Raw genomic sequence first — 12441 nt, 5'->3', positions numbered from 1 at the left:
GAGCCCGAGCCCCGGCGTGCGCCCCTCGGCGGACACAGCAGCCGCGGCCGGAGGGCCGCTCCCGTGAGCGGCCCTCGCCGTTACTCCTGCTACTCCCCGTCCTCGATCAGCTCGCGCTGGGGGCCGGGGTGGAGGGGGCGGCCGCCGGGGTGGTGGCAGCGCCTGCGGAGGGGGTGGCCGCCGGGCTCGCGCTGCCCGTTGCGCCGGGCGTGGGGGTGCCGTTGGGAGCGCCGGTCGTAGCGGACGCTCCGGCGCTCGGGGTCGCGCTCGCGCCCCCGGCGGCCGGGGATCCGCTGGCGCTGCCGCTCGCACCGGCGCCCGGGGCGGCCTGGCTGGGCTTGCAGCCGTCCTGCTTGGCCATCGCGGCGCCGAGCTCGCCGCGCTGCAGCTTGCTCTGCGCCTGGGTGGACAGCGAGGCCAGCTGCTGCACCTGGTCGGCCACGCTGCGCAGCCCGTCGGCGAACTTCGCCTGGTCGTTGTTGGGCAGCGCGTCCAGCTTCTTCTGGACGTCCTGGTAGCCGTCGGCCGCCTTCTTCAGCTCGTCGACGGTGTCCTTCTGCAGGGCCGCGCCGTTGTCCACCTTGGGCGCGCCGGCCGCGTCGATGGCGCTCGCGATGTCCTGGTTGGTCTTGGCGAGCCGTCCGATGTCCGTCGAGAGCCGCTTCTGCAGGTCGGCCGGGGCCTCGCCGGTCTTCACCTGGCCGGTGTCGGCGAGCGCGGACTGCGCCTGGGCGATCGGGTCCTTGGCCGCGCCGCAGACGTTCGACGCCCAGGATTCCAGCTGCTTGCTGTTGTCGTCGCCGCCGCAGCCGACGGCGCCGAACGCGAGCAGCACGCCGAGGGCGGGTACGGCCAGCAGTCGCTTGTTCACCGGGAGAAGCCTTTCGGTTTCGGTCGTCTTCGGTCGTCGAACCTACACGTCCGCCGTCCGAGCCCCGGTTCCCGGCTGCTCAGCCCCGGTCGGCCGGCCCGGACTCCCGCTCCCGCCCCGCACTCCCGCCCCCGGCCGCCGCTCAGGCCCGCTCGACCCGGATCGGATCACCCGGCCGGACGGTGCCCAGCACCTGGGCGTCCCCGTCGAGCGTGCCGAGGACGTTGCAGGGGCTGGCCAGTCGGGACTCGCCGTCGCGCGAGATCGGCGTCGGCCCGTAGGGCAGGGCGAGGCTGTCGCCGTCGGTCCAGAACGCGACCGTGCCCGGCTCGACCACCTGCCGGGCACCGTCCTCGCGCGGCACGCTGACGGGCGTGCCGAAGTAGACCTCCTCGCCCCAGGTGCTCGCCGTCGATTCGATCGGCAGCTCGGCCCGGAGCGCCTCGGTGGTGGGCGTGGTCCGCAGCGTGGCGGTGGCCTGACCGGCCGGCCACAGGATGCGAATCCGCATGTGCTTTCCTCTTCCGCGACAGGTCCGATCAGCGGTCGGACCCGGTCGTGCCGGAAGCAGCGAACCGCCAGGATCAACAAGTTGTCAACGGGATCCCAGGAGTCGGGACCGGGGCACCGGAGGCGGCGCGGGCCGTCAGACGGCGACTGAGGCGACCGAGACCGGCCAGCTCATCCGGATCACAGCACCGCCGGTGCCATTCATGACCTCCAGGTCCTCGACCAGGCCGGTGATCACGGCGAGGCCCAGGGTGTCCTCGTCCGGGTCGCCGCCCTCGTCGGCACCGGGGGCCGGGTGGGCCTCGGAGCCGGCTTCGTCCTCGACCTCGATGAGGAAACGCTTCTCCTGATCGGTCAGCGCGACCCGGACCGTGCCGCCGATGCCACCGCGCTGGTGCAGACCGACCGCGCGGGAGCACGCCTCACCGACCGCGAGCCGTACCTCGTCGAGCACCGACTCGTCGACCCCGGCCCGTCTGGCGACGGCCGCGGCGACCAAGCGGGCCGTCCGCACGTGCTCGGGAAGCGCGCTGAATCGAAGTTCGACGGTTGCCATATCTCCCCTTCGGGGTGCTCCGACGGGGGCCGGAGGTACGGCCCCGGTGGGCCGGACGGGCCGGCCCCTGAGCGACCGGGAAGCACCGGGGCCCGTGCGGGCCCCAGCGCCCCGGACGCGTGGGACGGGCGGGCCGACCGCGGGGGCCGGCCCGGGCGCGTCAGTCGGTCGCCTGGACCGCGTCCTCCACCGAGGTGTGGATCGGGAAGACCTTGGTCAGGCCGGTGATCCGGAAAATCTTGAGGATGCGCTCCTGGTTGCAGACGAGGCGCAGCGAGCCCTCGTGGGCGCGCACCCGCTTCAGACCGCCGACCAGCACACCCAGGCCGGTCGAGTCGAGGAAGTCAACGCCCTCCATGTCGACGACGAGGTGGTACTTGCCGTCGTTGACGAGCTCGACCAGCTGCTCCCGCAGCTTCGGGGCGGTGTACACATCGATCTCGCCGCCAACCTCGACGACCGTACGATCGCCGACTGCGCGGGTCGACAGGGACAGGTCCACGGAACCTCCAGCACCTTGCCTTGCTACGTCATGTGCGATCCTCGGCCGGACGGCCGCCACCGCATGGTCGCGAGCCCGGGCGCGCCAAGCCAAACGCGTGGCAAGCCTCAGCGCTGCGACCCACGGCCGTACGGCCGTCACGGCCACATTCAACCACCTGCGACCATGCCCGCACGATGGCTTACGACGATTCTGCGTCACGCCGGTGACACACTGGGTCCCCATGCCGCCCCGACACAGCCTGCCCGAGGCACTGCTCACGACCCTGGCCACCAGTCGGGGGCGATCCGACCGGCTCACCCATACGGAGCACCTTCCCGCCCGACCTGCACGTTATTCGCCGTGGCCCGAGTCGATCCGACCGGAGATCGTGGCCTCGGCACTCGCCGTCGGGGTGGAGCGGCCCTGGGCGCACCAGGCAGAAGCGATGAACCTGGCCAAAAGCGGCCAGACTGTGGTGATCGCCACAGGCACCGCCTCGGGCAAGTCGTTGGGCTATCTGGCACCGGTGCTCAGCGACCTGCTGGAGGGCACCGAGGCCCGCAACGGCCGCGGCGCCACCGCGCTCTACCTGGCCCCGACCAAGGCGCTCGCCGCCGACCAGCGCCGCCGCGCCGCCGAACTCGCCCCGCCGAGGGTCCGGGCCGCGCTGTACGACGGCGACACCCCGCCCGAGGAGCGCGAGTGGGTCCGCCAGTACGCCTCCTACGTGCTCACCAACCCGGACATGCTGCACCGGGGCATCCTGCCCGCGCACGCCCGCTGGTCCTCCTTCCTCAAGGTGCTGCGCTACGTGGTCGTCGACGAGTGCCACAGCTACCGGGGCGTGTTCGGCTCGCACGTCGCCCAGGTGCTGCGGCGGCTGCGCCGGATCTGCGCCCGTTACGGTTCGTCACCCACCTTCCTGCTCGCCTCCGCCACCACCGCCGACCCCGCCGCCACCGCCCGGCGCCTGACCGGCCTGCCCGCCGTGGCCGTCACCGAGGACGCCTCGCCGCGCGGGCCGATGGTCTTCGGCCTCTGGGAGCCGCCGCTGACCGAGAACGTCGGCGAGCACGGCGCCCCGGTGCGCCGCACCGCCACCGCCGAGGCCGCGCACCTGCTGACCGACCTGGTCGAGCGGCAGACCCGGACCGTCGTGTTCGTCCGCTCCCGCCGCGCCGCCGAACTCGTCGCCCTCCAGACCCAGGACCAGCTCGGCCGACCGCTCGCCGACCGGGTCGCCGCCTACCGCGGCGGCTACCTCGCCGACGAACGCCGGGCCCTGGAGCGCGCCCTGCACTCCGGCCGGCTGCTGGGACTCGCCTCCACCTCCGCTCTCGAACTCGGCGTCGACATCTCCGGCCTCGACGCCGTCCTGATGGCCGGCTACCCCGGCACCCGGGCCTCGCTCTGGCAGCAGGCGGGCCGGGCGGGCCGCGAGGCCCAGGGCGCGCTAGCCGTCCTGATCGCCCGGGACGACCCGCTGGACACCTACCTGGTGCACCACCCGGAGGCCCTGTTCGCCGCACCCGTCGAGGCCACCGTGCTCGACCCCGACAACCCGCACGTGCTCGCCCCGCACCTGTGCGCGGCCGCCGCCGAACTGCCGCTCACCGACGCCGACCTGGAGCTGTTCGGCCCCTCCACCGCGCCGCTGCTGCCGGTGCTGGAACGGCGCGGCCTGCTGCGCCGGCGCGCCGACGGCTCCTGGTACTGGACCCGCCGGGAACGCGCCGCTGCTGCCGTCGACCTGCGCGGCAGCGGCGGCAGCCCGGTGCAGATCGTCGAGGCCGACACCGGTCGGCTGCTCGGCACGGTGGACGCGGCGGCCGCCCACGCCACCGTCCACACCGGGGCCGTCCACCTCCACCAGGGCCGCACCTACCTGGTCCGGGAGCTCGACCTGGAGAACTCGGTCGCCCTGGTCGAACCGGCCGACCCGCCGTACACCACATCCGCCCGTGACATCACCTCCATCTCCGTCCTCGACACCGACACCACCGTCCCGTGGGGCGAGGGGCGGCTCAGCTTCGGCTCGGTGGAGGTGGTCAACCAGGTGGTCGGCTACCTCCGGAAGCGGATCTCCACCGGGGAGATCATGGGCGAGAGCAAGCTCGACCTCCCGCCCCGCACGCTGCGCACCCGCGCGGTCTGGTGGTCCGTCACCGAGGACCAGCTGCTCGACGCGGACCTCCCGCTCGACCAGCTGCCCGGCGCCGCCCACGCCGCCGAGCACGCCTCGATCGGCCTACTGCCGCTGTTCGCCACCTGCGACCGGTGGGACATCGGCGGCGTCTCCGTCCCGCTGCACCCCGACACCGGGCTGCCCACCGTGTTCGTCTACGACGGCCACCCGGGCGGGGCCGGCTTCGCCGAACGTGGCTTCCAGCGGGCCGTCGAGTGGCTGACCGCCACCCGGGCGGCGATCGCCTCCTGCGAGTGCGAGCGCGGCTGCCCGTCCTGTGTCCAGTCGCCCAAGTGCGGCAACGGGAACGACCCGCTGGAGAAGGCGGCCGCCGTCCTACTGCTGGATGTCCTGCTGGCCGGGGCACCTGACGCGGGGTCCGGGCCCGGCCCGGAGGGCGCGGAGTCCGGATCGAGCCCCGAGGCGGCGGGGTCCGGGCTCGGCCCGGAGGGCGCGGGGTCCGGGCCCGGCCCGGAGGGCGGGGCCTCGAGCGGTTCATGAGGCCGCCGCCGCGCCGCCCGGGGCGTCACCGAGGCCGTCCTCGGGTGCGGTGAGCGGGGCCCGTACCGGTCCGGCCCGGGCCCTCGCCCGCGCCGGGCCGACCGGCAGGTGCACCGGGAGCCCGCCGACAGGCACCTCGGCAACCACCTCGACGGCGTCCGCCGACCGGTCCACCGAGCAGGACACCAGGCCGGCCCCCTGTGCGGCGGCGATCCCGGCGGCCCGACCGCAGCCGCCGTCCGGCTCCAGCAGCAGCCGGTCCGCCGCCGCGAGGGCCGCCAGGTCGGCGGCGGACTCGGCCCGGTGCCGGGCGGCGACCACCGCACCGACCGCGATCGTCGCGGCGAACACCGCCGTGCCCAGCATCGCCAGCGCGAGCAACCACACCGTCGCCGAGCCCGCGTCCGGCCCGCGCCCGCCCACCGCGGCGGCCCGAGCGGTACGGGCCCGCCCCAGCCGCCCCACCGCCCGTCGAGGGCCGCTCAGGAAGGCCACGCGCCACCACCTCCTCCCGAACCGCTCCTCCCCAACACGTCCTCCCGCTGCGCCACCGCCCGCGCGCCGAGCCGCACCGCGAGCAGACCGCCGAGCTTCCCGGGCGCCGCGCACGGCGCGTCCACGTCGACCCGCACCGTGTCCGCCGCGACCGCGACCCGGACCTCCGCCCCCGGCGGGGCGGCCGCCCGGGCGAGGTCGGCGGCGTCCGCCTCACCGCGTGCGGCCGCTCTGGCGCCGATCCTGGCCGCGTCCACGCAGTGGATCTGCGCGGCCGCCGCGAGCACGCCCCAGATCAGCATCGCCGCGAGCAGGACGAGCGCGGGCAGGGCCACCGCCGTCTCCGCCGTGGCGAAACCGCCGTCGCCGCGCCGGGCCGGCCGCAGCGACCACGGCCGGGCGCCGCCGCTCGCCGTCCTACGTGGCATGGAGCGCGCGTTCCAGCATCTCGGTCAGCGCCCCGGTGATGGTCGCGCTGGTCACCACCTTGTACAGCCCGGCCGCGAGGGCGCAGGCGCCCAGCGTTCCGACGGCGTACTCGGCCGTGGTCATCCCGGCGTCCGACCGGCGCCGGCGGCGGGCCAGCCGGCGGGCCCGGCCGACCACCGAACGGCTCTTCCGCCGCCACGTCCCCAGCAACTGCCGGAGCGGGCGCCCGGTGTCGGGCCTGATCGCGATCACTGCGGTCATCGATGCCTCCTGTTCGATCTCTTCCGCGACTCCGGCCGATCCGGAGCCGACGTTCATTCACATGGACTGGGCGAAACGGCTGGTGAGGCCGACCACCACCGGCACGACCCCGATCAGGACGAAGGCCGGGAGGAAGCAGAGCCCCAGCGGGGCGGTGGCGAGCACCGCGGCCCGGCGGACCCGCGCGTGGGCCGCGCGGACGGCGGCCGTCCGCTGTTCCTGGGCCAGCCCGATCAGCGGACCGGCCGCAGGGGCTCCACCGAGGCTCGTCCGGACCAGGCAGCGCGCCAGCGGGGCCAGCGCGGCATGCTGTTCGCCCAGTCGGGTCCAGCACAGTTCCGGCGGGGCACCCAGGGCCAGTTCGGCCCCGATCGCCGCCAGCCGCGGCCCCAGCGGCGCGCCCACACTCCGGCCCACCGCCGACACCGCCGCCGAGGGCAGCGCCGCCGACCCGAGACAGGCCGCCAACAGCTCTGCACCCAGGGGGAGTTGCCGGGTCAGCAACTCGTTTTCCCGGGCCGCCCGACGGTCCGCCGGTGACCGCGCCCGGGCCGACCACCGATGGACGCCCACCGCCGCCAGCACCCCGGCGACCGCCCCGGCACCGCCACCGAGCAACACCGCCACCGCGAGCCCGGCGCCGACCGTCGGCGCCACACGCCGCCAGGGCCCAACACTCGGACCCTTCGGCCGTGTTCGCTTCCGCACCTCCTCCCGCTCCCGCGCCCAGGCGGACGCCCGCCGCCTGGCTCTGCCCCGCACCGGCGCCACCACGGTCGCCACTGCCGCCACCACGGCGCGCCCGGCCACCGCCCACTCGAAGCCCCGCATCACCCGGCCCCCGCTCCCCCGCCGAGCGCCCGCGCCCAGACGAGCCCTCGACGCGCACCGCCGCGCTCCCTTGCCCCCGGAGCCTGAGCACCGCCCCCGGGCCCCCGAGGAGGCTCCAGCGCTCCCCGGGCCGCCGCCCGGACGATGCGGGCCGTCCAGAGCACGCCCAGACCCTCCAGGGCCGCGCCCGCCACGAGGCAGCCCAGCCCGGCCGACGTGTGCAGCAGGACGTTCAGCGGACGGGCCCCGAGTGCGCCGCCCAGCAGCAGCCCCGCGCTCGGCAGGGCGGCCAGGACGGCGATCGTCGTCCGCGGCCCGGCCAGTTCCCCGGCGATCTCCTCCGCCAGCGCCCGCTCGCCGCGCAGCGCCTCCGCGACCCGGTCCAGCGCGGCGGCCAGCCCCGACCCACCGTCGGAGGCGACTCGCCAACAGGCTGCGACGGCCGCCGCCCCGCTGCCGCCCGGCAGTTCGGCCAGCAGCTGGAACGCGGCGGGGACGTCCCCGCCGTAGCGGCCCGCCGCCAGCCGGGCCACCGGCTCCTCGCCGAGCCGGCGCAGCCCGTCCGGGTCCGCCGCGAGCCGGGCCGTGACCAGGTGCAGCGCCTGCTCCGGCGTCGAGCCACCGCGCAACTCACCCGCCAGCGCGGCGCAGAACTCCACCACGGCCGCGGCCCGCCGCCCGGCCTCCACCGCCATGCGCCGCCGCAGCCGCCACCTTCGCAGCGGCAGGACGGCCAGCACGGCCGCAAGTACCGGCACCGGCGAGGAGACGGCCTGCCCGGCGACCAACCCCACCGGCAGCATCAGCAGTTCGGGTGCCAGCAGCTCCGGGAGCCGAGCCCTCGCACGCCCCGCCGCCTCCGGGCCCGGCCCGCCCACCGGAGGCCCGCTGCCCGCCAGCACCAGTCTGGAGCGCCGCCCGCCCGGCAACTGCTCCTGCACGGCCCGCCACGCGGCGGCCGCCAGCAGGAACAACACCGCCGTCCAACAGAGCGCCAGTTGACTTCGCATCACATCGCCGCCGTCCATGTCATCGCCCCTTCCTGCCCCAGGTCCCGAGCAGTGCCAACGCGGCCACCACGCATCCGGTCAGCAGCGCCACGAACCCGAGCTCCACCAACCGCAACTCCCGCGCCGCCCCGCCTGCCGACAGTGCTGCCACGATCACCACCGCGCTCACAACGGCCCCGCCCCGGGCGGCACTCCGAGCGTCACCCCGCGCGCCGCCAGCAAACCGACGAGCCGTTCCCAGCCCGCCCCGGGCACCAGGCCGCCCGTCGCCGGAAAGGCCACCGCCGCAGTGGTCACGGCCAGCCCGTCGCGGTCCCCGGCCAGCGTGTGGATCTCCGCCACCCGGCGGCGGCCCGAGCCCGGATCCCGGACCAGGTGCACCACCACGTCGAGCGCGGCCCGCAGTTGACTGTGCAGCGCCGGCCGGTCGAGCCCGGCCAGCGAGCCCAGCGCCTCCAGCCGGACCGGCACGTCCGCCGCCGTGTTGGCGTGGACGGTGCCGCAGCCGCCCTCGTGCCCGGTGTTGAGCGCGGCCAGCAGGTCCGACACCTCGGCGCCGCGGACCTCGCCGATCACCAGCCGGTCCGGCCGCATCCGCAGGGCCTGCCGGACGAGGTCCCGCAGGGTGAACTCACCCAGGCCCTCCTGGTTGGGCGGTCTGCTCTGCAGCCGGACCACGTGGGGATGGGCCGGTCGCAGCTCGGCGGAGTCCTCGGCGACGACGATCCGCTCGTCCGGCCCGGCCAGGCCGAGCAGCGCCGCGAGCAACGTGGTCTTGCCCGAGCCCGTCCCACCGGAGACCAGCAGCGAAAGCCGTGCCCGCACGATGCCGGCCAGCAGGTCGGCGCCCTCCGGCGGCAGCGCCCCGCCCGCCACCAGCTCGTCGAGCGTGAAGGGCCGGGGTCGGCAGACCCGCAGCGAGATGTGGGTGCAGCCGGCCGCGATCGGCGGCAGCACCGCGTGCAGCCTGGTGCCGTCCGGCAGTCGGGCGTCCACCCACGGCCGGGCGTCGTCCAGGCGCCGCCCAGCCGCAGTGGCCAGCCGATGGGCCAGCCGCCGCACCGCCTCGGCGTCGGCGAAACGGACTCCGGCGGCTCGGTGCAGACCGCCGCCACGGTCGACCCACACCTCGTCCGGGCCGTTCACCAGGACGTCGGTGACGTCCGGCGCCGCCAGCAGCCGGTCCAGCGGGCCCGCACCCACCAGTTCGGCGCGCAGCGAGCGCACGGTGTCCAGCACCTCGTCCCCGCCGAGCGGCGGCCGGGTGGCCCGCAGCACGGCCGCGACCGATCCCGCCGTCGGGGCGGCCCCCGACTCGGCCAGCCGCAGCCGCACCGCGTCCACCAGCTCCGCCGTCCGCTCCTCGCGGGCCGTCCGACCGTACGGGCAGGGCCCGTGCCCGGCCTGTGGCGGCCCGCCGGGCGGCGGCACGCTCCTGAGCGGCCGGTGCTCCCGCGCACCGTCGCCCGGGCCCGGGGCACCACCCCGAGGGCCTGTTCTGCGAAGACGGACCATCAGTACACACCTCCTCCGACCGCCGGCACCGGCGGCAGTACCTCGTTCAGGAAGGTCGCGCAGAAGCGCGCGAGCGGGCCGCTCTCCCGGATGCCGGGCGGGACGCCCTTCTCGACGTCCTCGGCGAGACCGGGCTCGGGTTCCAACTCCCCGGCCAGGTCGAGCCGCAGCCCGCGGGCGATCCGGTGCGCCGGGAGCCCGCCGGCGCGCACCGGCCGGACCACGGCCCGGACGTCCCCGAGCCGCATCCGGGTCGCCGCCGCGACCCGGTCGGCGGCCGCCACGGCGCGCAGCTCGGCCGGGACCACCAGCAGGGCCAGGTCGGACTGCTCCAGCGCCTGCCCGGCGGCCGCGTCGAGATGGCGCGGCACGTCGACCACCACCAGCCCGCCGCGCCGCCGGGAGGCGGCCAGCACGCTGCGCATGGCCTCCGGCGGCACCGTCAGAGTGTCGCCGCGGTCCCAGGACAGGCAGGACAGCGCGGAGAGCCGTTTGAGCGCCGGCAGCGCGCGGGCCAGCTCGGCCCCGCTGACCCGCCCGCGCGAACCCGCCAGGTCGGGCCACCGCAGCCCGCGGGCCGTCTCACCGCCGAGCAGGATGTCCAGGCCCCCGCCCAGCGGATCGCCGTCGATGAGTATGGTCCGCCGACCCGTGCGCGCGGCCGTGACCGCCAGGGCGCAGGCCAGCGTGGAGGCCCCGGCCCCGCCCCGGCCGCCGAGCACGGCGACGGTGACCGCCGGGGAACCGACGCCCTCGGCCGCGTCGGCGATCCGGTCGAGCAGCCAGGCCTCGGCATCGGGCAGGAACAGCACGTGCTCGGCGCCGAGTTGGACCGCTCTGACCCACACCCCGGGGTCGTCCAGGTCCAGCCCGAGCAGCAGCACCCCGCCGCGCCTGCCCAGTCCGGCGCAGCGCTCCGCCTGGTCGTCCCCGACCAGGATCAGCGGGGCGCCCTCCCACAGCTCACGCGTCGGCGGCGCGCCGCGGATCAGCCGAGGCTCGGTGCCCGCCGCCGCGCAGAGCCGCAGCAGGTGCTCGGCCAGGCCCTCGTCCTCGGTGACGACGAGCGGCCCGGCGGCCTCGGGGCCCTCGGTGGTGAGGTGGTCGGCGATCGGCGTCGACATGGTGTTCTCCCCTCTGCGCCACCGGCCACCAGGGGCGGGGCGCGCTTCGGACGGTTGCGGCGGACGGTCGCCCGGCAGACCTCCGGAGAGGAAGGGGATGAGGCCCTGCCCGGCGACCGCCGCCGACCATCACGGTGGGGGGAGATCCGGATTCCGTCATCCACGTTCCGATTACCTGTGGATAACTCGTGGGTTGTGGATGAAAACGTTCACCCGGGCGGGGGGCTAATCGGCGAAGAATTGACGAAAGGGGGTCACGGAGATGAACCGGCCACTCACCGCACCCCGGCCGAACACTCTCCCGACACCCCCTCGCAGCCTTCCGCGCACCTCACCGCGGCGGTCCGGCGGAGCCGATCGGAACCAGCCGCGTGGGCCGTGTGAGCCATGAGCAAACGGCAACGCAGAGTGACGAAAGGTGGGGGACGGGCCGAGCTGTCGACACCCCCTGTACACCGTCGGCCGGGCGGTCACGGAAGCCGCCGCGAAGGACTTTCAAGCCCTGAAAATGGCCCCGGACGTGCGACGACCCCCGCCGGGGGGGAGAGCGGGGGTCGTCTATCCACAGCCCGACTCGGGGGGGAGGAGCCGGACCGGGTTAGCACGGTCGCGAACGATCCGTGACTTCCATGGTGTACCCGAGCGGCCAGAAACACAAACCCGCACGCCCGCGAGTACGCCGAATGGCGGGGTGTTTTGCGGCTCCCTCTATCCTCGGTTCCCGTGGACACCACCGAGAACGCCGACGACCACGCCGACGAGTCCCAGGGCGGCACCACCGGGCCCGGGGAGCCGGTCGCACCCGCCAGCCCCCGGCCGGGCGGGCTGCGTGCGGCCGCCTTCTTCGACCTCGACAAAACCATCATCGCCAAGTCGAGCGCGTTGGCCTTCAGCCGCCCGTTCTACCAGGGCGGCCTGATCAACCGTCGGGCGGTACTGCGCAGCGCGTACGCGCAGTTCGTCTTCCTGGTCGGCGGCGCGGACCACGACCAGATGGAGAAGATGCGCGAGTACCTCTCCGCGCTCACCCGGGGCTGGAACGTCCAGCAGGTCCGCGAGATCGTCGCCGAGACACTGCACAACCTGATCGATCCGATCATCTACGACGAGGCCGCCTCGCTGATCGAGCAGCACCACGCGGCCGGCCGGGACGTGGTGATCGTCAGCAGCTCCGGCTCCGAGGTGGTCGAGCCGATCGGCGCGCTGCTCGGCGCGGACCATGTGATCGCCACCCGGCTCCACGTCGAGGACGGCTGCTACACCGGCGAGATCGAGTACTACGCCTACGCCGAGAACAAGGCCGCCGCCATCCGGGAGTTGGCCGAGACGGAGGGCTACGACCTGGCCCAGTCGTACGCCTACAGCGACTCGTCCACCGACCTGCCGCTGCTGGAGGCGGTCGGCCACCCCTCGGCCGTCAACCCCGACCGAGCGCTGCGCAAGGAGGCGCAGGCGCGGGAGTGGCCGGTGCTGGTCTTCGACCGGCCGGTGGAACTGCGGCGGCGGCTGCCCGAGTTCTCCGCGCCGAGCGGTTCGGTGCTGACCGCGGTGGCGGTCGGGACGGCCCTCGTGACCGCCGGGGCCATCTGGTACCTGGCCCGCCGACGCCGCCCCACCGCCTGAGGCCCCAGGCCAGCACAAAGTCCAACAAAACGGGCAATCGGCACAG

The 12441-nt window shown here is 75.4% G+C and carries 14 protein-coding genes; 2 read left to right on the top strand and 12 right to left on the bottom strand.

Annotated elements, in window-relative coordinates:
- Positions 1 to 106: 106 nt before the first annotated feature.
- The 4 genes from ACFVWU_RS05145 to bldG form a co-directional block, all read right to left on the bottom strand.
- A complete protein-coding gene (locus ACFVWU_RS05145) occupies positions 107 to 871 on the bottom strand; it encodes a small secreted protein (protein ID WP_387615811.1) in 765 nt (254 codons plus the stop codon).
- Between the two features lie 142 nt (positions 872 to 1013).
- A complete protein-coding gene (locus ACFVWU_RS05140; protein ID WP_387615808.1) occupies positions 1014 to 1382 on the bottom strand; it encodes a cyclophilin-like fold protein in 369 nt (122 codons plus the stop codon).
- A 135-nt stretch (positions 1383 to 1517) separates the two neighbouring features.
- Positions 1518 to 1937: an ATP-binding protein gene (locus ACFVWU_RS05135; RefSeq protein WP_387615805.1), complete on the bottom strand. Its 420-nt coding sequence runs from the start codon at positions 1935 to 1937 to the stop codon at positions 1518 to 1520.
- A 160-nt stretch (positions 1938 to 2097) separates the two neighbouring features.
- A complete protein-coding gene (gene bldG, locus ACFVWU_RS05130) occupies positions 2098 to 2439 on the bottom strand; it encodes an anti-sigma factor antagonist BldG (RefSeq protein ID WP_380608663.1) in 342 nt (113 codons plus the stop codon).
- Between the two features lie 223 nt (positions 2440 to 2662).
- Between bldG and ACFVWU_RS05125 the strand changes: the two genes are divergently transcribed.
- Complete coding sequence (locus ACFVWU_RS05125; RefSeq protein ID WP_387615801.1) at positions 2663 to 5107, top strand: DEAD/DEAH box helicase; 2445 nt, start codon at positions 2663 to 2665, stop codon at positions 5105 to 5107.
- On the opposite strand, the gene ACFVWU_RS05120 is transcribed toward ACFVWU_RS05125, so the two are convergent.
- The 8 genes from ACFVWU_RS05120 to ssd all read right to left on the bottom strand — a co-directional run bounded on the left by ACFVWU_RS05120 (position 5102) and on the right by ssd (position 10772).
- Positions 5102 to 5602 (bottom strand): Rv3654c family TadE-like protein, encoded by a 501-nt coding sequence (locus ACFVWU_RS05120; RefSeq protein WP_387615798.1) that lies wholly within the window; start codon positions 5600 to 5602, stop codon positions 5102 to 5104. The genes ACFVWU_RS05125 and ACFVWU_RS05120 overlap by 6 nt on opposite strands.
- The gene (locus ACFVWU_RS05115; protein WP_387615796.1) at positions 5590 to 6030 is read right to left on the bottom strand and encodes a TadE family type IV pilus minor pilin; all 441 of its coding nucleotides are present in this window, start codon (positions 6028 to 6030) and stop codon (positions 5590 to 5592) included. Before ACFVWU_RS05115 ends, ACFVWU_RS05120 begins: the two co-directional genes overlap by 13 nt.
- A complete protein-coding gene (locus ACFVWU_RS05110; RefSeq protein ID WP_387615793.1) occupies positions 6020 to 6292 on the bottom strand; it encodes a DUF4244 domain-containing protein in 273 nt (90 codons plus the stop codon). Before ACFVWU_RS05110 ends, ACFVWU_RS05115 begins: the two co-directional genes overlap by 11 nt.
- A gap of 57 nt (positions 6293 to 6349) precedes the next feature.
- Positions 6350 to 6949, bottom strand: coding sequence for a type II secretion system F family protein (locus ACFVWU_RS05105; RefSeq protein WP_387615790.1), 600 nt, complete (start codon positions 6947 to 6949; stop codon positions 6350 to 6352).
- 173 nt (positions 6950 to 7122) lie between these two features.
- Positions 7123 to 8151, bottom strand: a complete 1029-nt coding sequence (locus ACFVWU_RS05100) for a type II secretion system F family protein (protein WP_387615787.1) — start codon at positions 8149 to 8151, stop codon at positions 7123 to 7125.
- A gap of 1 nt (position 8152) precedes the next feature.
- A complete protein-coding gene (locus tag ACFVWU_RS05095) occupies positions 8153 to 8284 on the bottom strand; it encodes a hypothetical protein (protein WP_387615784.1) in 132 nt (43 codons plus the stop codon).
- Positions 8285 to 8298: 14 nt separating this feature from the next.
- A complete protein-coding gene (locus ACFVWU_RS05090; protein WP_387615781.1) occupies positions 8299 to 9564 on the bottom strand; it encodes a TadA family conjugal transfer-associated ATPase in 1266 nt (421 codons plus the stop codon).
- A gap of 83 nt (positions 9565 to 9647) precedes the next feature.
- The gene (gene ssd, locus ACFVWU_RS05085) at positions 9648 to 10772 is read right to left on the bottom strand and encodes a septum site-determining protein Ssd (protein ID WP_387615778.1); all 1125 of its coding nucleotides are present in this window, start codon (positions 10770 to 10772) and stop codon (positions 9648 to 9650) included.
- A gap of 825 nt (positions 10773 to 11597) precedes the next feature.
- On the opposite strand from ssd, the gene ACFVWU_RS05080 reads away from it, so the two are divergent.
- On the top strand, positions 11598 to 12395 hold the full coding sequence (locus ACFVWU_RS05080; RefSeq protein WP_387615958.1) for an HAD family hydrolase: 798 nt from the start codon (positions 11598 to 11600) through the stop codon (positions 12393 to 12395).
- Positions 12396 to 12441: the final 46 nt, after the last annotated feature.

This window comes from Kitasatospora sp. NPDC058190, from assembly GCF_042883685.1.
In the GTDB taxonomy this organism is placed as follows: Bacteria; Actinomycetota; Actinomycetes; order Streptomycetales; family Streptomycetaceae; genus Kitasatospora.
Note: the sequence above shows the minus strand (reverse complement) of the source record. Positions and strands in the feature narration are given on the sequence as shown.